The following is a 16,746-nucleotide window of genomic DNA, read 5'->3' on the forward strand; positions in this document are numbered from 1 at the left end:
TGGCTGACGGCATAAGCACGTCGGATCACAGGCTGCCGAACTGTTGCCGATGGTCGGCGAGGTAGTGTTGGCTGGGCCAAAGGCGGCTGTCGTCCGGCAAGAGCACGCGTTCACATTGCGGTTGGAACAATCCCTTCAGCTCGGCAGGAATCTTGTTACGGGAAACAAGAAGACGATACTCCTCGTCGATCGAGATCAGATGCCTGTCGAACAGCCAGTGGGCTGTGGAGCACAGTGCAATCCCGTTTTGAACCGTATCTGGGCCGCCTTTATCTACCGGCACTATGTGTGCCGCCTGTACCTCGGCCCGCCCTCCGCCGTTGATTATTCTTATGCCGGTGACGGCGCAGCGCTTAGAATATGCGCGACAGATCGCGTGCCGAAAATTCGCATCGCGAATCTTCCTGTTGATGAGCATCGCGACGATCCGTCGCTCAACCGGCCAGGAAGGGTCGTGCAGAATGCCCCAGGTCGCGGCATCGACGTTGGCCGCGTCGAGCCCGAGCTGAATCGCATTTGCCGGGTCGAGCGTGTCCGAAAGCCCGGCACTGGCGATGAGTGCGAAGTCGTTTTCCTGCAATTCACGGCATGATCGGCCTCGGAGATAGAGACCGACTTGAGAAATATCCGCCATAGCGCGCAACGCAGATTCGGCGTATCTGCCATCGGCTCGCCACGCGACCGGCTTGTCGAATTTAAGAAAATCTTCAATCATCGCATAATTGTAGCCGACATTCTTGTGATCAGGCACGATAGCTGTCACCCGACCAGTTGCGAAGTATGCGATGCCTTCGCCCGCTGCCCTAGGTCGACGAAAAACAACCCAGTCGCCTACACAGTCGCTCATAATACCGAGGTAGCGCGGAGGGAAATGATAGCGGCTGGCGATCTCGTCGTCGTAAGCGGATTCAGGTTTGGTGTCCAATACGGCTTTCATACCGCATCGCCCTGTACTTGGGCGTTATCGAAAATTTGATCGAGACGGGCCGCTAATGCCAGCGGTGACTTTGTCTCACACTCCCAAATAATTTCGGCGTGCCATCCGTTCGATCGAAGAGCAGCCAAGTTCGCACTATCACGAGCTACGTTGCGTTCGAACTTGTCCTGCCAAAAGGCCTGATTGCTCTTGGGCGTCGTCGCCTTTTTGCATCCGAGGTGCCGATGCCAGAAGCAGCCATGCACAAAGATCGCGGTGCGCCATTTCGGAAAGACAATATCGGGGCACCCCGGCAGCTCTTTACGATGAAGCCGGAATCTGAGTCCGCGAGCATGCACTGCCGAGCGAACTCGAATCTCTGCAGAGGTATTCTTCCCGCGGACCCGAGACATGAGCCATGATCTTCGCTCAATCGTCAGCCGGTCCACCATTCGATTCTACTCCGCGGCCTGCGGAAACTGATCCATGGCTTCGAGCGGCGGCTCATGTTCGCCGGGCTCATCCGCATCGCTGGTAACTTTTTCCAATCGAGCCCGAATTGCACGGAAGATTGCCTCACTCATGAATGGGGAGACGCTATTCCCAATCATCCGGAAGCTGTGCCAGATCGTTGGATGGAAGACATGTGCGTCGGGGAAGCCCTGGAGACGCGCTGCTTCTCGCACAGTGATCACGCGGTGCTCGGTGGGATGTATCGGTCTTACTGACTGGAATGAGCCTTTGTCCGATCCAGTCCCTGCTCGGAGAGTGGGGCACTGACCAGTTTGCTTAAGACGTGGGTGTCGGCCGATCGGTTCAGTCTTTCCCGGCTTCACCTTTGCGAACCGGGCAACAACCACTTCTGTGTGAGCTGTTGGTCGGTGGCCAGTAAAGATGTTGTCGGGTGCCCTTAATTGCATAGCGTAGTCCGACGGCAATCCGCGCCGGTGTATGCGCCAGCGATCAAACCCAGGCAGGGTCTCTGATTCCTCTGCCTCGCGTGCCCCCATCAAATCAGCGATCGCCTGCTTCACGGTGGCGGGCTTTCGTTTGAACGCTTCGACATCCTGCCTGGTGATCGGGGCCTTACGATCTTTAAGCACCCCTATGACAAACATCCGGTTGCGCCTCGTGGCCGCGCCAAATTGTGCCGCGTCCCAAATAATCGGATCCAGAATATCGTAGCGGTCGCTGACAAGACCAAGTGCGTCGTCGAGCACAGGACGAGCGTCTTGGTATGCCAGCCCGCGCACATTCTCCATCACGAAGAAGGTGGGCTCAACTTCGGATACGATACGAAAAAAGTGCCGCAGCAGCTGTCGGCGAGGATCTCCCTTGTCGCGTTTCCCGATGTCGCTAAAGCCCTGACAGGGAGGGCCCCCGAAAATCCCAAAGGGCTTTTCTCCCACGTCCGCCTCGATTTCTGCGCCAGTAAGCGGCGCAACATCGCGAAGGACCAGTTTCGTCCGCGGGAAATTCAAGCGGTAGGAATGTGTTAGAATCGGATCGACGTCGTAGGCAGCAGCGACTTCGAAACCAGCCTTATGTGCCCCGAGCGAAAAGCCGCCGCAGCCACAAAATAGCTCGACCAGCTTCATTCCATCAGCGCCTGCACCCGTCTATTGTATCCGAGTGGCTAGCACAATAATCGATTCGCGTACTTCCCAATCCGCCAAAAACCCACCACCTCCCGCGAGTCTTGCGAGAGTGTGAGCTTTTCGCAACTGATGCCGTTGGCGGCAGCCAAGGTTGGCTCCGCCGGCGAAGTGCCGGAACCGATGTTATGCCGGCGAGCGGCTGTCATGTTCAAACGCGGCCGGGAAAATTCGGGCTCTAGCCTGGGTCAGGCTCTCAGCCTTCTGAATCGCCGCCGCAATCACGTGGTAGCAATTGAGTCTCAGCCCTAGTTGCTAAGCAAGAGCCGATGTATGGGATCGAGATCGGGTGATCTTGCTTTTGGAAAGCCTTATGTACTCCGGAGAACAGCCAGGACAGCACATGTCAGCGCCTCCCACCATTGTGTACAAATACGTTGATCAGGAGGGTGCGCGGAAAGTCCTCGAAAACCGTACGCTCAGGTTCGGTCGCCCCGCGGACATGAATGATCCATTCGACCTCTACATCGATGATCTGTTCAACATGGATCCGAAGCAACTCCAGGCTCGTTCGATCGAAGCTGTCATCGCCGGCATTGCGTCTGATCCCGATCATCTGGCATCCCTTGTCAATGCGGCTCCAGCAACTGCGAGGAAGAGCGCCGGTTTCCTGAAAGAGCAATCGTCAGAGCAACGGGCCGCGCTGTTGTGCGCGATTTCTCCCGATATGCTGGCCAAGGAGTATCCCGGCCTGGCGGGGTTCTGGGAAAGCATCGCACGCCAGCAAAAAGCGATCGCCGCTCAATACCAAAACACCGGCATTTTTTGCGCCACCCGCAATCATAACAACCTGCTCATGTGGGCTCATTATGCCCAGCAGCATCGTGGCGTGGTGCTTGGGTTTCGCACGGATATCGAAGAGGATTCTTGCCTCATGATGCTGGAGCCGGTCAGATACACCGACACTCGCCCCAATTTCTATCAACCGATCTACGATCTGAGCGCACTCGACCCGTCGTTTAGCCTGAACGACGTCGCGGACATCCGGCGCACTTTGGCTCTGTCCAAAAGTACCCATTGGATGTACGAGGAAGAGCTTAGGGTTGTGCTCCCCAATGGCGTTGCGGCTGATCAGCCTGCCCGGTTCTCAAAATTCTTTCCCAAAGAGCTTTGCGAGATGTACCTAGGCTGCCGCATGGATAGCTGCTTCCGCGCGGAGATCATGGAAGCAGCGAAGTCAATCAATTCCGATATCGCCATCTTCGATGCCCGGCCCGACAAGGCCACATACGCGATGACCTTCGCTCCTGTGTAAGACGTCGACTGGATCACGGAGTCTGAGCGCCGGGTTTGGAATGCTTTACGGTGACGGTTGAAGAACCGCACAATAGCGAGCGTGTAGGCCTGGCCGTTCCGCTCGCCGAAATCGTCTGCTTTTCCGCGCGATAGGATATCAGGTCGCGATGGAAATCCTCAAATTCGGCCTAGACCTGCGCTGCCACGGTACGCGTTGCCGGCTCGACGTTATCCACCGCCGATCTCTTTAGTGGATCGGTTGCGTTTCCGAACTGGAACTTGCCACTAGTCGACGGCGACGAACGTTTTCTCAATCAGGCCGCTTCAGTAGGTCAGCGGCTTCGACGCCAAGAACCCTCGCTATCCGGTCGACGACATCGATTCCAGCCGCATACACGCTGCGCTCCAGTGAGCTGACATACGTGCGGTCGATGCCGGCCCGATGTGCCAGCTCCTCCTGCGACAAGCCGCGTGCCTGCCGCAGCTTCCGCAGATTCAATGCCAGAACCTCACGAATTTCCATTCGTGGGACGGCACCGCCTTGTCGAGTATTCGGCTACGGAGTATTCTCTACAATCGACGGTAGAGCAGCTTCGCGACGCAGTGCGGCTTCCTCTTCCGACGCAACATATCCCCGTAGGCGTGAACCTGCGGGAAGGGTTGGGGAAGTCGCGGATCAGCGAAGACGCACCGGCGCGTAACCGGGCGAGCGCTCGGGCTGCCCCATCCTGGGCAATATTGGGATGGGCTGACTGGCGTGAGCGACTGGTTTTTCGAGAAGAATGGCGAGCGCGGCGGGCCGGTTAGTGCCGACGAGCTGAAGGCGATGGTGTCGAGCGGGGCGATCAGCCTCACCAATCTGGTCTGGACGGCAGCCTTCGGCAGCGAGTGGAGGCGGCTCGGCGATACCGAGCTTGCCCCGCCTCAGCCTATCCTACCACCGCCGTTGCCGCCGAACGAGCCGCCGGCTCTTCCGTCAAAGCCCGAACAGGCTGCATTCGAGCCGAACGACTTCCTCTACAGCGAGCTGACCAAGGCGCTGATCGGCCGGAAGCAGGAGCACCATCTCGCGAAGTGGCGAGCCATCTTGGCGAAGGCCGGGGGCGATCCGGCTAACATCGCGACGACCAGTTCATGGAACTGGCCGGCACTGTTCCTGCCCTATGGCTGGCTCCTGTACCGTCGCATGTACGTGCTGGGCGGCATCGTGCTCGCCGTCCAGCTTGCCTATGTGCTGCTGCCCGACAGCGTGCCGACCTCGGTTGCGCGGGCTTTCCTTTTCGCCACCTTCGGCCTCGGCATTGTGTTCGCGCTCTACGGCAACGCCTGGTATCTCGACGTTGTCCGAAAGCGCTGGGAAGCCCTGCGCCAGGAGCAGGACCAGGCCGCAGCGCTGGCGAGGGCAAAACAGACTGGCGGCGTCAATCTCGTCGCGCCGATCGTGGCGTTCGCCCTCGTCATCGCCGCGGCGGTCGTGCCGCATCTCAATCTGCCCAGTTGGGGCGGCTCGGTCGCGCTGGTCCGCGACGGCTACATGACCGGCTATTCCAGCACGACCATCGGCAAGGCGCTGGCCGCCAGTTTCGACAATGCCGAGTGGCAGTCCTTCACCTCGGACAAGGGCGCGACGGTGGTCAAGTTCACAGGCAACATCAATGCGAGCCTGCACGCCAACGCGATCGAGCAGCTCATGCGGCCGGTCAACCAGGCCGCGGACGATAACGACATCAATGCGCGCTATGGCAGCTACGATACGCTGCTGCCCTATTACCAGACCGCGATCGAGCATCTGAAGGCCCGCAACCGGCTTCAGCCAATTGCGGACAAACATGGCTGCGGGCACCAGGCGACCCTTGCGTCATGCGATGCGCTCCGGGCGACCTTCACCTTGATGCGCGAGGTGGTCGAGACCTGGGCCGAGGACGCCTATTGGCCCGTGGGCGAGCCGGTCGAGATCCAGTGGACCCTCAATCCGGACGGACGCAGCTTCAGCCTGGCCAGCATGAACAGCAATGCGTGGAAGGGGAAGCCGTTCAGCGACATCTTTGCCGTGCTCTACGACTGAGCGAGCCCCGCGCCTGCCATCCGCATCCCTTTGTCCAAACGCGAGGCTCGACCATGCGCTTGCCCCTCATCATCGCCGCCTGCCTTGCGGCGACCGTCGCCGTCGCCCAGGTGCCGCGGATCAAATGGCGGCCGATGGATTTCCCGCCGGCAACGACCATGGAAGCGACCGTCCAGGGCACGCAGCGCGACCTCGGCCCGTTCCGGATCTTCTACGAGTTCGCCAAGATGCAGAACTGGTCCTGCGCCTTCGACAATGCCGGCGGGCCAAGCTCCGGCCCTTCGACGCTGAGTTGCCGGGCGCCGAACAAGTTAGCCTGGGATTTCTACGTCGAGCACTACCCCGACGAGAAGCGGCTTGTCTTCGTGGAGGGCAACTTCGCCGGCAACCCACGCACGGGCGAAGAGGTCGGCAGCATGCTGGCGATCTTCTTCCAGCACATGCGCTGAGCGATCGGCCCCGCGCATGGCCGAATCCTATCGTTTCCCGCCTCCAGGTGCCCGATGACCAAAACCGCCACCCTTCTCGCCGCCGCCCTGGCCTGCTCGGCTTTCGGCAGCAGCCCAAGCCCTGCCCAGTCGCAGACCGAACCGCAACAGCGAGAGCTCAAGGCGACAGTCACCTCCTATTGGACGACGACCAAGACCGGCGCGCAGCGCGACAAGAAGATCTACGGCCGCTTTTCCTTGCACAAGGACGCTGGCAGGTTGATCAATCAGATGAACTTCATCTGCCCGAAGAGCCGGCGCACCTACGCGCATCTCACCATCTACCTCGACGACATGATCGCGCTGGGCGCGCCCTACAAGCCGTTCCGCGGCGAGATCGAAGGGCAGTTCGCGATCGACAGGAACAGCGCGATCACGCTCGCGGGCGAGTCTATCGACACCGAGCTCTTCTTCGACAGGACACCCGCGACCGTGAACGAGATCGACCGGGTTTTGAGCGCGAAGAGCGTTCAGTTCCGCGTCGGGGATACGAGAGTCGCCTACGACACCAATGCGAAGTTCGAGGAGCTCATGCGTGAGCTCCTCGCCGAGAGCGCTGGTGCAACTGGCTTCTTCGATACCGAGGCAATGCTCGCCGATTGCCGGAAGTTCCGCGGTGAGAGCACTCGCTAGCTCCTGCCGCGTTTGCTACAATCGGTTGCTACAAAACCGACCTGTTTCGTTCACCTCGGCAGCTGTAACCGCTTGATAAAATTGGTGCCGTGAAACTGGCTGAGGGTCCTAGTCCCCCAGCCACCACTCTTGGGTGGCAGATATGCAAACAAAATCAAGTGCTTATTGATAGAGACTCTTCGTCCGGCAGCACTGGCAGGAGCACTATCGGTAGCTCTGGACGCCCGCCGGAACCGCCCTTGCAGTGCTGCTCCCGCGAGTTCAGTCTCCTCCCCCTGCTTGGGGGGCATCGGATGATCCACGAAAGCGCACCGTGGAAGACTCACTTAATTCGAGACGCGGCGATCATCGAACGCTGGGCGTCGAGACCGCGGCCCTCGGAACGGCGTTCGTTCTTGATCGAGCGGAAGGTCTTCCTCGCCGCCTACGCCATACGGAAGATGGATGAGGGCCTCAAGGTATCGACCGACCTCCTCAGTGCCGAGATGGGTATCCTTCGGTTTCCGCCGACCCAAGCCGGTTTCAACCTCTTCAACAACCACCGCTTTGATGAGCATTTCGATCTTAAGGCCGCCCAGCAGGTCGCGCTTCCGCGTCGTAGGGTCCTGAATCTCCTGGTCCACAGTCTCGTCTTTGTGGAGGTTCTGGGCGACACCGAGACTTACGACGCGTTCATGGTGACTTCGGATCACGAACGTGACCGTGGCCTCATCCAGATTGACGTCACCGCCTTCGTCGAGCTCATGCGCCTCGTCGGTGAGGACTGGCCGACCTCCGTGCGTTGGGTTCGGGATCCTGACGGCATTGGCTGGCGGGTTTGGGCTGGACACGGCGAAGGTCCTGACGTGGCCCGACTGGGCCGCAAGGTTCGCTAGACCGGGTCGGCAAAAGCGATAGATAGGACATGAATAGGCCCGACATCGGCGGCCGTGGCGTCCTGTGGCCTGCTGCCGGTTCTGTGGACGCTCGGTTAACCTAATCCCACCTTCTTTTCGAACTCGGCCGGGCTGAGATAGCCGATGGTCGAGAGCCGGCGGAGGGTGTTGTAGAACCGCTCGATATAGTCGAACACGCCCGCTCTGGCGGCGTCGCGGGTTCGGTAGACCTTGCCTTCTGATCCGCTCGGTCTTCAGCGACGAGAAGAAGCTCTCCATCGCGGCGTTGTCCCAGACGTAGCCAGATCGGCTCATCGAACAAATGACGCCGTTCTCGGCGAGCAACTCCTGGAAGTGCTGGCTGGTATATTGGCTGCCCTGATCGGAGTGATGCAGCAACGCCTCCGGCTTGCCGCGGCGCCAGATCGCCATGATGAGCGCGTCGGTAACGAGTTCCGCCGCCATCTCGGCCTTCATCGACCAGCCGATGACACGACGCGAGAACAGGTCGATTACGGCCGCCACATAGAGCCAGCCTTCCGCCGTCCGGACATAGGTGAAGTCGGCGATCTAGCACTGGTTCAGACGCGTCGCGGTGAACTGACGATCGAGCACATTGGGTGCGATAACCGATGTGAGTCGCGCGCCCTCGGGGGCGCGCCTTCATCGCGCAAAACGCGCCGGGCCTCTTCACGCCGCGGCGCCGAGCGATTACCGCCATGGCCAGTGGCGCAACGGCGCGGCCCGACCGGGGCGCTGGCCGCGCGCCGGTCTGCCGGATGTCTCATGATGAAGCCGCTCAACGTTTCCGATTATCGCGATCTCGCGCGCAGGCGCCTGCCGCGCGGCATGTTCGAGTATATCGACCGCGGCACCGAGGACGAGGTGCTGCTGCGCGATGTGAGGGCGGCGCTCGACGCGGTGAAGCTGAACCAGCACGTGCTCAACGACGTGTCGCAGCCCGACATGGCGGTGACGCTCTTCGGCAAGCGACTCGCTGTGCCGCTGATCGTGGCGCCGACGGCGGTCGCCGGGCTGGTCTGGCACGATGGCGAGGTCCAGGTCGCGCGCGCCGCGCGCCGGGCCGGCATCCCGTTCTGCGTCGCCACCCAGTCGATGACCGCGATGGAGGCGATCGCCGAGCGGGCCGACGGCGCCGATCTCTGGTTCCAGCTCTATGTCTTCGAGGACCGGACGCTCACCGGTGAGCTGCTGCGCCGGGCTAGGGCGCTCGGCATCGAGACGCTCGTCCTCACCGCCGACACGCCGCGCTCGCCGAAGAAGGAGTGGAATACGCGCAACGGCTTCGGCATCCCGATCAAGCCGACGCTCGTCGGCGTGCTCGACGTGCTGACCCATCCGCGCTGGCTGGCGGGCGTGCTGCTGCGCGCCATGCTGACCTCAGGCCTGCCGACCTATGCGCATTATCCGCCGGAGTACCGCACCAGCATCACGCGTGAGGCGGTGGCGAACAATGTCAAGCTGGCGCGCCGGCTGACCTGGGAGGATGTCGCCGAGATCCGCCGGATCTGGGACGGCAATCTGGTGGTGAAGGGCGTCCTGACGCGCGCCGACGCGCAGGCCGCCCTGGCGCACGGGGCGGACGGCATCGTGGTCTCCTGCCACGGCGCGCGCAATGCCGACTATGCGCCGGCGACCATCGACGTGCTGCCTTTGATCGCCGATGCGGTGGCGGGGCGCATGACGGTGCTCGCCGACAGCGGCGTCAGGCGCGGCAGCGACGTGGTGAAGTACAAGGCCGCCGGTGCCGAGGCGGTACTGCTCGGCCGGGCGACGCTCTATGGCGCGGCTGCCGCCGGCGAAGCCGGGGCCAGCGACGTGCTCGCAATCCTGCGCGAGGAGATCGACCACTGCCTGGCCTTCTCCGGCCAAGGCCGCTTCGCCGACATCCCGCGCGAACTGATCTGGCGGGCCGAGCAGGGGCGGTGAGGGGGCTGTCGCCGGCGGCGCGAAGCCGGGCTCTGCGCCGGGCCGCGCAAGCGAAAGATCGCCCGCCAGCTCGTCTGGTGTGCGAACGAGCGGCGACCGTCGTGCACGGCCGGGGGATGGCCTCTCGCTACAGCGTCGGGGCGCTGCGCGAGCTCTCGGCCGGCCGGGTGGGCGCCTGCTGGTCCTTGAGGTTCCTGCCGATCAGGTCGCCGCGGAAGCGGATGACATAGGCGGTGACGACGTCGCGGACGCGGTCCTCGGCGAGCCTGCGCACCAGCGCGCGATCGAAGGGGGCACCGGACTCGGTCTCGACGATCTCGGTGGTGATCTTCACCAGCGCGTCGATGTCGTTCTGGCAGAAGATCATCGCCGCCTTGGCGACCACCTCGGCCTTCTCGTCGGTCAGCAGCATGGTCGCGCCTTCCTTGCCGATGCAGCCGAGCGTTTTCGTCCGGATCAGCTCGCGCGTCTTCTCGAGCAGTTCGGCGCGCTCGGCGCGGGCGGTCTTCTCGCGCGTCTCCGCCTCGATGCGCCGGGCTTCCGCCTGGGCCGCGGCGGCGTCCCGCTCGGCCCTTTCCTTGTTGAGCCGCGCCTGGCGCTCGGCGGCGAGACGGTCGGCATTGGCGCGCGCCGCCGCGATCTGGCCGGCGAGGCGGTTGCGGACCGCCCGCTCCAGATCGTTCAGATACGGGCCGGCATAGAAGGCTTGGCCGCCGAAGCCGTAGATCGCGTCATGGGTGGAGATCATCGTCGCGACCGATTGCGAGCAGACGGACAAGGCGCGGGCGATCAGCGGCTGGAAGCTGTCGAACGCGACGGCGCCGTCGAAACCGTCGTCACGGCGCACCACAGAGGTCACGCAGTCCGTCGCGGCCCGGACATAGGGGACATGCTGCTTGCGCTTCTGGGCTTCCGTCTGCGCGAAGGACTGCGCCATGGCTGGTGAGACTGATGCAGCGAGAACCGCCAAAACAAGACGCATACGCATGACCAATCCCCCGAAGCGGGATTGTTTTACCAGTCCTTAACGCTCTGTCGAGTCGGGGCCTGTCCTTGCGTTATGGGCGCGGCTGGGCGGTGTGGAAAAGGCTCGGAAGCGCGGCGCCGGGCCATGGGCGCGATGATCCCGGCGTGGGAGGCAGAGAGGCTCCCGGCGACCGCTCTTCACCTCGTCGCCGCGCTTTCCTTCCGCCGGCGCTGACGCTACAGTCGCCGTCGGAACAGGTTCCGCCTCGAGGCGGATGAAAAGGGAACGCGGTTCGACGCCGCGGCTGCCCCCGCAACTGTGACCGGCGAGCTTCCCTCCACGAAGCCACTGGCGGCGCCTCTCGCGCCGCCGGGAAGGCGGAGACGGTAAGCGCTGACCCGGAAGCCAGGAGACCTGCCCGTTCCTGTCACCTGAGCCCGCGGCACGGGGTGTGCCAGGGTGCGGTCGTCTCCGTGACGGTGACATTCGATGAATGTTGCCGTGCCCGGAGACTGGCGGAGCCCGTTTCCCGTTCTCCCGAGCCCGGCACCGGACGCCCGAAACGCGTCCGGTCGAGCCGTGGAAGGACCGATGTCGATGGGCATCGCGAAGACAGTCGAACCGTCGCGCCGCGCCTTCACAGGCGTGCTTGCCGGCGCCCTGGTGGTCATGGCCGGGCCGGGCGCCGCCCGGCCGGCGGATGCGGCCGGGGCGCAGCGGATCGTGGTGCTCGACGCCGGGATCGCCGGCTACGCCTTCGCGCTGGAGGCGCCGGTCGTCGCCGCCGATCCCCGCTTTCCCGACGCGCGCATCAACCGCCGCACCGGCTTCCCGCCGCTGTGGAACCGGCAGGCCGCGGCACGTAAGGCCGTGGCGCTGCCGGCCGGGGCGGACGGCGTCGATCTCGCGGCGATCCGCGCGGCTGAGCCCGATCTGATCATCGCCGGCGGCCGCAATCCGGGCGGGCTGGCGAGCGCGGGGCGCGCCGCCGATCTCACCGCGATCGCGCCGACACTGGTCGTACCGGCCGACCTGCCGGGCTGGCGCGAGGAACTGGCCTTCGTCGCCGACCTGCTCGGGCGGACGGACAAGGTGCCGGCGCTGATCGCCGCCTTCGAGGCGCGCGCGGCGCAGGTCGCGGGCAAGATCGCGCTGCCGGAGGGCGAGACCGCGCTGCTGCAGGCCAATGCCGGCGGCATCCACGAGGATCCCTTCGCGATTTCTCCCACGAGCGGGCTCGGCCGGACCCTGGCCGGGCTCGGCTTCAGGCTGTTCGATGCCGCTTCCAGGGTGCAGGGCGGGACGCTCGATGCGGACGGGCGCGTGCCGGTGCCGCTGGCGGCGGTGCTCGAGGTCTTCACCGCGCCCAACCTGATCATGGTCTCAAACGGGCCGGTCAGCATGGGCCAGCTCTGCTGCGATCCCGGCTTCCGCCAGCTCGAGGCGGTGATCAGCTACCGGCGCTGGGAGCTCGATGAATCGGCGATACGCCCGGACTATCTCGCGGCGCTGCGCCTGCTCGACATGGTCGAGAGCGCCTTCGCCCGGAAGGGCTGAGCGGGCGCGGGGGCGGAGATGACGAACGTCATATGGTCGCGCAGGGCGCTGCTCGCTGGAGCGGGCGCGCTGCTGCTCGGCGCCGGGCCGCGGCGCGCGCAGGCCGCCGGGGCGTACCCGCTGCGGATCGCGCACAGCGCCGGCGAGACGCTGCTGGCGGCGGCGCCGCAACGCATCGTCGCGGTCGGCTACAGCGACGTCGCGATCTGCGCCGCGCTCGGCGTCAAGCTGGTCGGCGCGATGCGCTACGGCGCCGGGGCTGACGGTCACAATTTCCCCTGGGTCCAGCCGCTTTTGCCGCAGGAGATCGCCTGCGTCCCGGCCGGCCGGGTCGATCTCGACCTGCTCGCCGAGCTGGAGCCCGATCTCATCCTCGCGGCCACGGCCTATCACAGCTATGGCGACCATTATGCGCAGTTGGCGCGGATCGCACCGACGCTGGTCAGCCGCGGCCGCAACCTGCGCGATCCCTATGGCGATCTCACCCGGCTGATCGGCCGGCTCGCCGGGGCGCCGGCGCAGGCGGCGGAGACGCTTGTCGCCCAGACGGATGCCGCGATCGCCGCCTTCGCCGCGCGCCATGCCGGCTGGCGCGGCCGCAGTGTCGCCTATGCGCAGGTCACCGCGACCTCCTTCCATCCCATCGTCGACGAGACCGCCCCGGCGCTCGACCTGTTCCGGCGCATCGGCCTGCGCCCGGTGACGGCGGGGGCAGGGGCGTTCGACTGCAACGGCTCGCATCCGCGCCCGCTGGCCGAACTGCGCGGCATCGGCGGCGCGGGCCTCGCGCTGCTGGCGCCGATCGGCAAGGCGGCCTCGGTGCGGGAGCTGCTGGCGCCGCTGCCTGGTGCCGTGGCGCTGCCGGTCGTCGCCCATGGCCGGGCGCATCTCGTCGATACGCATCTCTACGACGCGCTCGTCGCGCCCAACCCCGCCAACATCCCCTTCATCCTGGCCCGGCTCGACGCGATCCTGGCCGCCACGCCTCGCTCCTGAGCAGAAAGGCTTCGTCATGAGACTGGCTTCATTCCTCGCCGCCGCCACCCTCGCGCTCGGCGCCTCCGGGGCGCTCGCCGCCGGCAAGACGCAGTATCCGCTGACGCTGGAGAATTGCGGCCGGCAGATCACCTTCGACAAGGCGCCGGAAAAGGCGGTCTCCATCGGCCAGAACTCGAGCGAAATCCTGCTTTCGCTCGGCCTCGCCGACCGGCTGGCCGCGACCGCGGTCTGGGTCGGCCCGGTGCTGGAGAACCTCAAGGCGGCCAATGCGGGCGTGCCGCGCATCTCCAACAACCAGCCGAGCTTCGAGGCGGTGGTGAAGACCGATCCCGACCTCGTCGCCGCGCAATTCGTCTTCGACGTCGGGCCCAACGGTGTCGTCGGCAAGCGCGAGCAGTTCGAGGAGCTCGGGATCGCGACCTATATCTCGCCGGGCGACTGTATCGCCAAGGACAATTCCATGCGCGACGGCGCGCGCACGAAGCTGTTTTCGATGGACCTGATCTACCAGGAGATCGCCGAGCTGGCGCAGATCTTCGACGTGCAGGAGCGCGGCGAAGCCTTCATCGCCGAGCTGAAGCAGCGCGAGGCCAAGGCGGTGGCCTCGGTGGCGGGCGGCAAGGCGAAGGACGTCTCGCTGCTCTACTGGTTCTCGTCCTCGCAGCTCAACGGTGACGCCTGGGTCGCCGGCAAGTTCGGTGCGCCGGGCTACATCACGCAGGTGCTCGGCGCCCGCAACGCCGTCGAGAGCGGCGAGGAGTGGCCGGCGGTGAGCTGGGAATCGATCGTCGGGCGCAATCCGACCGTGATCGTCGTCGGCACCATGGACCGCCGCAAGTTTCCGGCCGATGATCCGAAGGTGAAGATCGACTTCATGGAGAAGGATCCGGTGGTCAGCCAGATCGACGCGGTGAAGAAGAAGCGCTTCATCGAGCTCAGCGCCCAGGCGATGAACCCGACCATCCGCACCATCGACGGCATCGAGACGGTCGCGGCCGGCCTCAAGCGCCTCCAACTGGTCGATTGAGCCCCGCATGACCCGGCGCCTCGGCGGGTGGGGCCCGCGTGCCCTGTTCGCCCTGGCCGGCCTGGCCGTGCTGCTCGCCGCGATCGCGCTGGCGGTGTCGATCGGCGAGATCGCGATCCCGCCGGCGACGACCTTCAAGACCCTCGCCAACCGCCTGTTCGGCGCGGGCTACGAGGTCGGCCGGGTGCAGGCCGGCGTCGTCTGGGAATACCGGATGAGCCGGGCGCTCGTCGCCGCCTGCTGCGGCGGCGCGCTGGCGCTGAGCGGCGTGGTGCTGCAGGCACTGCTGCGTAATCCGCTGGCCGAGCCCTATGTGCTCGGCATCTCGGCCGGCGCCTCGACGGGCGCCGTCGGCGTGATGATCGTCGGCTTCGGTGCTGGGGCACTCAGCCTCTCTGGCGGGGCCTTCCTCGGCGCGCTCGCCGCCTTCGCTCTTGTGCTGCTGCTGGCGCGCGGCGCCCGCGGCGGCTCCGACCGCACCATCCTGGCCGGCGTCGCCGGCTCGCAGCTCTTCAACGCGCTCACCGCCTATATCGTCACCAGCTCGGCCGATGCCGAGCAGGCGCGCGGCGTGATGTTCTGGCTGCTCGGCAATCTCGGCGGCGTGCGCTGGCCCGACGTCTATCTCGCGGCGGCCGTGGCTGCCGCCGGCTTCGCCATCTGCATCAGCCAGGCGCGGGCGCTCGATGCCTTCAGCTTCGGCGAGGAGGCAGCGGCGGCGCTCGGTGTTCCCGTCGCAAGGCTGCGCCTTGTGCTCTTCGCCGCGACGGCGCTGATGACCGCGGCGATGGTCTCGATCGTCGGCTCGATCGGCTTCGTCGGGCTCGTCATCCCGCATGCCGCGCGCATGCTGGTCGGCTCGGGCCATGGCCTGCTGCTGCCGGCCTCGGCGCTGGCCGGCGCCATCTTCATGGTGCTCGCCGACATCCTCTCCCGCATCGTCGTGCCGGGCCAGATCCTGCCGATCGGCGTGGTGACCGCGCTCTTCGGCGCGCCGGCCTTCGCCCTGCTGCTCTACCGCGCGAGGCGCCCCGAATGAGCTTTTCGGTGCGCGATGTCAGCTGGAGCGCCGGCGGAAAGCTCATTCTCGACGCGGTCGGCCTCGATGTGCCGGAGGGCGCGACGCTCGGCCTGATCGGTCCCAACGGCTCCGGCAAGTCGAGCCTGCTCAAGCTGCTCTGCCGGCTGCGCCAGCCGCAGGGCGGCGTCGTCACGCTCGGCGGCGACGATCTGGCCAGCCTGACGCGGCTCGCCATCGCGCAGCGCGTCGCGGTGGTCGAGCAGCAGGCGGCGACGCTTGAGGAACTGACCGTGCGCGAAGTCGTCGCGCTCGGCCGCACGCCGCATCGCGGACGGTTCTCGCCCTGGACGGCTGCCGACGAGGCGATCCTGCGGCGTGCGCTCGACCAGGTCGATCTCGGCGGGCGCGGCGACCAGTCCTGGCACACCCTGTCCGGCGGCGAGCGCCAGCGCGTCCAGATCGCCCGGGCGCTGGCGCAGGAGCCGCGCGAGCTGCTGCTCGACGAGCCGACCAACCATCTCGACATCCAGCACCAGATCGAGATCCTGGCTCTGGTCGAGCGCCTGCCGCTGACCAGCATCGTCGCGCTGCACGACCTCAACCTCGCCGCCGCATTCTGCGATCTCGTGCTGGTGCTGAAGGCCGGGCGTGTGGTCGCGGCCGGCCCGCCGGCCGCGGTGCTGACGCAGGGGCTGCTCTGGGAGGTCTTCGGCGTACGCGCCCAGATCGGCCGCTCCACCCGTGCCGGACGGCCGCATATCCAGTTCCTCTACGACGATCCGGTGCGGCGGCCATGATGGGCGCAGACGGTTCCGAAGCTCCCCTCGGCCTGCGCTGCCGCGATCTCGCGACGGCGCCGCAGACCGTGCGTCGCGCCGCCCGCGCCTTCTGCCTCGCGACGATCGCCGAGGTCTATGGCACGGCCTATCGGCCGGACTGGCATGCCGATCTCGACAGGCTGGCCGGTGAGGCAGGGCCGGGCTGGTTCGCGCCGGAGGAGCGCGGTGCCTTCTGGGCCCTGCATGATGCCGCGGGCGAGATCGTCGGCACGGCCGGGCTCTACCGCCTCGACCTGAAGCCGACGCTCGCCGCAGGCTTCACCGGGCGCTACGGCACAGTGGAGGCCGTGGCGCAGCTGGTGCGGGTCTATCTGCGCGCCAATCATCGCCGCAGCGGCGTCGGGCGCTGGCTGGTCGACCAGGCCGAGCGGCGGGCGAGGGCGCTCGGCTTCGCCACCCTCTATCTCCACGCCGACAGCGGCACGCCCGCCACCATCGCCTTCTGGCGCTCGCGCGGCTATCGCGACTTCGCGGCCGGCGAGGGCAGCACGCATTTCGACAAGCCGCTGGCGCGCTGA

At 65.4% G+C, this 16,746-nt stretch carries 17 protein-coding genes, 1 pseudogene and 1 riboswitch; of the genes and pseudogenes, 12 read left to right on the forward strand and 6 right to left on the reverse strand.

The window, feature by feature from the left end; all coding sequences use genetic code 11:
* Positions 1 to 25: 25 nt before the first annotated feature.
* Genes ABE438_RS16170 through ABE438_RS16180 form a run of 3 tightly spaced genes read right to left on the reverse strand, consistent with a single transcriptional unit; the run spans position 26 to position 2,514 of the window.
* Positions 26 to 937 carry an HNH endonuclease gene (locus tag ABE438_RS16170; RefSeq protein WP_346503678.1) on the reverse strand — a complete coding sequence of 304 codons (912 nt, stop codon included), beginning with the start codon at positions 935 to 937 and terminating at the stop codon, positions 26 to 28.
* Positions 934 to 1,368: a very short patch repair endonuclease gene (locus ABE438_RS16175; RefSeq protein WP_346503679.1), complete on the reverse strand. Its 435-nt coding sequence runs from the start codon at positions 1,366 to 1,368 to the stop codon at positions 934 to 936. Before ABE438_RS16175 ends, ABE438_RS16170 begins: the two co-directional genes overlap by 4 nt.
* A gap of 6 nt (positions 1,369 to 1,374) precedes the next feature.
* The gene (locus tag ABE438_RS16180) at positions 1,375 to 2,514 is read right to left on the reverse strand and encodes a DNA cytosine methyltransferase (RefSeq protein ID WP_346503680.1); all 1,140 of its coding nucleotides are present in this window, start codon (positions 2,512 to 2,514) and stop codon (positions 1,375 to 1,377) included.
* Positions 2,515 to 2,914: 400 nt separating this feature from the next.
* Between ABE438_RS16180 and ABE438_RS16185 the strand changes: the two genes are divergently transcribed.
* Positions 2,915 to 3,826: a DUF2971 domain-containing protein gene (locus ABE438_RS16185; protein WP_346503681.1), complete on the forward strand. Its 912-nt coding sequence runs from the start codon at positions 2,915 to 2,917 to the stop codon at positions 3,824 to 3,826.
* A 291-nt stretch (positions 3,827 to 4,117) separates the two neighbouring features.
* On the opposite strand, the gene ABE438_RS16190 is transcribed toward ABE438_RS16185, so the two are convergent.
* Complete coding sequence (locus ABE438_RS16190) at positions 4,118 to 4,330, reverse strand: helix-turn-helix domain-containing protein (protein ID WP_346503682.1); 213 nt, start codon at positions 4,328 to 4,330, stop codon at positions 4,118 to 4,120.
* Between the two features lie 234 nt (positions 4,331 to 4,564).
* Here ABE438_RS16190 and ABE438_RS16195 point away from each other — a divergent pair, with 234 nt between their 5' ends.
* The 4 genes from ABE438_RS16195 to ABE438_RS16210 all read left to right on the forward strand — a co-directional run bounded on the left by ABE438_RS16195 (position 4,565) and on the right by ABE438_RS16210 (position 7,868).
* A complete protein-coding gene (locus tag ABE438_RS16195) occupies positions 4,565 to 5,872 on the forward strand; it encodes a GYF domain-containing protein (RefSeq protein WP_346503683.1) in 1,308 nt (435 codons plus the stop codon).
* A 53-nt stretch (positions 5,873 to 5,925) separates the two neighbouring features.
* The gene (locus tag ABE438_RS16200) at positions 5,926 to 6,321 is read left to right on the forward strand and encodes a hypothetical protein (protein ID WP_346503684.1); all 396 of its coding nucleotides are present in this window, start codon (positions 5,926 to 5,928) and stop codon (positions 6,319 to 6,321) included.
* A gap of 54 nt (positions 6,322 to 6,375) precedes the next feature.
* Positions 6,376 to 6,993 (forward strand): hypothetical protein, encoded by a 618-nt coding sequence (locus ABE438_RS16205; protein ID WP_346503685.1) that lies wholly within the window; start codon positions 6,376 to 6,378, stop codon positions 6,991 to 6,993.
* Positions 6,994 to 7,286: 293 nt separating this feature from the next.
* Positions 7,287 to 7,868 carry a hypothetical protein gene (locus tag ABE438_RS16210; protein ID WP_346503686.1) on the forward strand — a complete coding sequence of 194 codons (582 nt, stop codon included), beginning with the start codon at positions 7,287 to 7,289 and terminating at the stop codon, positions 7,866 to 7,868.
* A 95-nt stretch (positions 7,869 to 7,963) separates the two neighbouring features.
* Here ABE438_RS16210 and ABE438_RS16215 read toward each other — a convergent pair.
* Positions 7,964 to 8,498: pseudogene (locus tag ABE438_RS16215) on the reverse strand (IS3 family transposase); the annotation flags it as partial.
* A 156-nt stretch (positions 8,499 to 8,654) separates the two neighbouring features.
* Here ABE438_RS16215 and ABE438_RS16220 point away from each other — a divergent pair.
* Entirely contained in the window at positions 8,655 to 9,818 is a 1,164-nt protein-coding gene (locus ABE438_RS16220) for an alpha-hydroxy acid oxidase (protein WP_346503687.1), read from the forward strand.
* A 127-nt stretch (positions 9,819 to 9,945) separates the two neighbouring features.
* Here ABE438_RS16220 and ABE438_RS16225 read toward each other — a convergent pair whose 3' ends face one another.
* Positions 9,946 to 10,755, reverse strand: coding sequence for a hypothetical protein (locus ABE438_RS16225; RefSeq protein WP_346503688.1), 810 nt, complete (start codon positions 10,753 to 10,755; stop codon positions 9,946 to 9,948).
* A 268-nt stretch (positions 10,756 to 11,023) separates the two neighbouring features.
* A riboswitch (cobalamin riboswitch) is annotated at positions 11,024 to 11,221 on the forward strand.
* A 161-nt stretch (positions 11,222 to 11,382) separates the two neighbouring features.
* On the opposite strand from ABE438_RS16225, the gene ABE438_RS16230 reads away from it, so the two are divergent.
* Genes ABE438_RS16230 through ABE438_RS16255 form a run of 6 tightly spaced genes read left to right on the forward strand, consistent with a single transcriptional unit; the run spans position 11,383 to position 16,746 of the window.
* Positions 11,383 to 12,342, forward strand: a complete 960-nt coding sequence (locus ABE438_RS16230; RefSeq protein WP_346503689.1) for an ABC transporter substrate-binding protein — start codon at positions 11,383 to 11,385, stop codon at positions 12,340 to 12,342.
* Positions 12,343 to 12,360: 18 nt separating this feature from the next.
* Positions 12,361 to 13,338: an ABC transporter substrate-binding protein gene (locus ABE438_RS16235; RefSeq protein ID WP_346503690.1), complete on the forward strand. Its 978-nt coding sequence runs from the start codon at positions 12,361 to 12,363 to the stop codon at positions 13,336 to 13,338.
* 22 nt (positions 13,339 to 13,360) lie between these two features.
* Entirely contained in the window at positions 13,361 to 14,368 is a 1,008-nt protein-coding gene (locus ABE438_RS16240) for an ABC transporter substrate-binding protein (protein WP_465248630.1), read from the forward strand.
* A gap of 7 nt (positions 14,369 to 14,375) precedes the next feature.
* Positions 14,376 to 15,407, forward strand: a complete 1,032-nt coding sequence (locus tag ABE438_RS16245; RefSeq protein WP_346503692.1) for a FecCD family ABC transporter permease — start codon at positions 14,376 to 14,378, stop codon at positions 15,405 to 15,407.
* Positions 15,404 to 16,186: an ABC transporter ATP-binding protein gene (locus tag ABE438_RS16250; protein WP_346503693.1), complete on the forward strand. Its 783-nt coding sequence runs from the start codon at positions 15,404 to 15,406 to the stop codon at positions 16,184 to 16,186. Before ABE438_RS16245 ends, ABE438_RS16250 begins: the two co-directional genes overlap by 4 nt.
* A complete protein-coding gene (locus ABE438_RS16255) occupies positions 16,183 to 16,746 on the forward strand; it encodes a GNAT family N-acetyltransferase (RefSeq protein ID WP_346503694.1) in 564 nt (187 codons plus the stop codon). Before ABE438_RS16250 ends, ABE438_RS16255 begins: the two co-directional genes overlap by 4 nt.

The sequence above is a fragment of the Allobosea sp. TWI1241 genome (assembly GCF_039673065.1).
Lineage (GTDB): Bacteria > Pseudomonadota > Alphaproteobacteria > Rhizobiales > Beijerinckiaceae > Allobosea.

Excerpts from the sequence above, each read along its gene's own strand:
- ABE438_RS16200 (WP_346503684.1), top strand. The coding sequence starts at position 5,926 with ATGCGCTTGCCCCTCATCATCGCCGCCTGCCTTGCGGCGACCGTCGCC.
- ABE438_RS16180 (WP_346503680.1), bottom strand. The coding sequence starts at position 2,514 with ATGAAGCTGGTCGAGCTATTTTGTGGCTGCGGCGGCTTTTCGCTCGGG.
- ABE438_RS16185 (WP_346503681.1), top strand. The coding sequence starts at position 2,915 with ATGTCAGCGCCTCCCACCATTGTGTACAAATACGTTGATCAGGAGGGT.
- ABE438_RS16255 (WP_346503694.1), top strand. The coding sequence starts at position 16,183 with ATGATGGGCGCAGACGGTTCCGAAGCTCCCCTCGGCCTGCGCTGCCGC.
- ABE438_RS16230 (WP_346503689.1), top strand. The coding sequence starts at position 11,383 with ATGGGCATCGCGAAGACAGTCGAACCGTCGCGCCGCGCCTTCACAGGC.
- ABE438_RS16175 (WP_346503679.1), bottom strand. The coding sequence starts at position 1,368 with ATGGTGGACCGGCTGACGATTGAGCGAAGATCATGGCTCATGTCTCGG.
- ABE438_RS16250 (WP_346503693.1), top strand. The coding sequence starts at position 15,404 with ATGAGCTTTTCGGTGCGCGATGTCAGCTGGAGCGCCGGCGGAAAGCTC.
- ABE438_RS16225 (WP_346503688.1), bottom strand. The coding sequence starts at position 10,755 with ATGGCGCAGTCCTTCGCGCAGACGGAAGCCCAGAAGCGCAAGCAGCAT.
- ABE438_RS16170 (WP_346503678.1), bottom strand. The coding sequence starts at position 937 with ATGAAAGCCGTATTGGACACCAAACCTGAATCCGCTTACGACGACGAG.
- ABE438_RS16235 (WP_346503690.1), top strand. The coding sequence starts at position 12,361 with ATGACGAACGTCATATGGTCGCGCAGGGCGCTGCTCGCTGGAGCGGGC.
- ABE438_RS16190 (WP_346503682.1), bottom strand. The coding sequence starts at position 4,330 with ATGGAAATTCGTGAGGTTCTGGCATTGAATCTGCGGAAGCTGCGGCAG.
- ABE438_RS16220 (WP_346503687.1), top strand. The coding sequence starts at position 8,655 with ATGATGAAGCCGCTCAACGTTTCCGATTATCGCGATCTCGCGCGCAGG.
- ABE438_RS16205 (WP_346503685.1), top strand. The coding sequence starts at position 6,376 with ATGACCAAAACCGCCACCCTTCTCGCCGCCGCCCTGGCCTGCTCGGCT.
- ABE438_RS16210 (WP_346503686.1), top strand. The coding sequence starts at position 7,287 with ATGATCCACGAAAGCGCACCGTGGAAGACTCACTTAATTCGAGACGCG.
- ABE438_RS16245 (WP_346503692.1), top strand. The coding sequence starts at position 14,376 with ATGACCCGGCGCCTCGGCGGGTGGGGCCCGCGTGCCCTGTTCGCCCTG.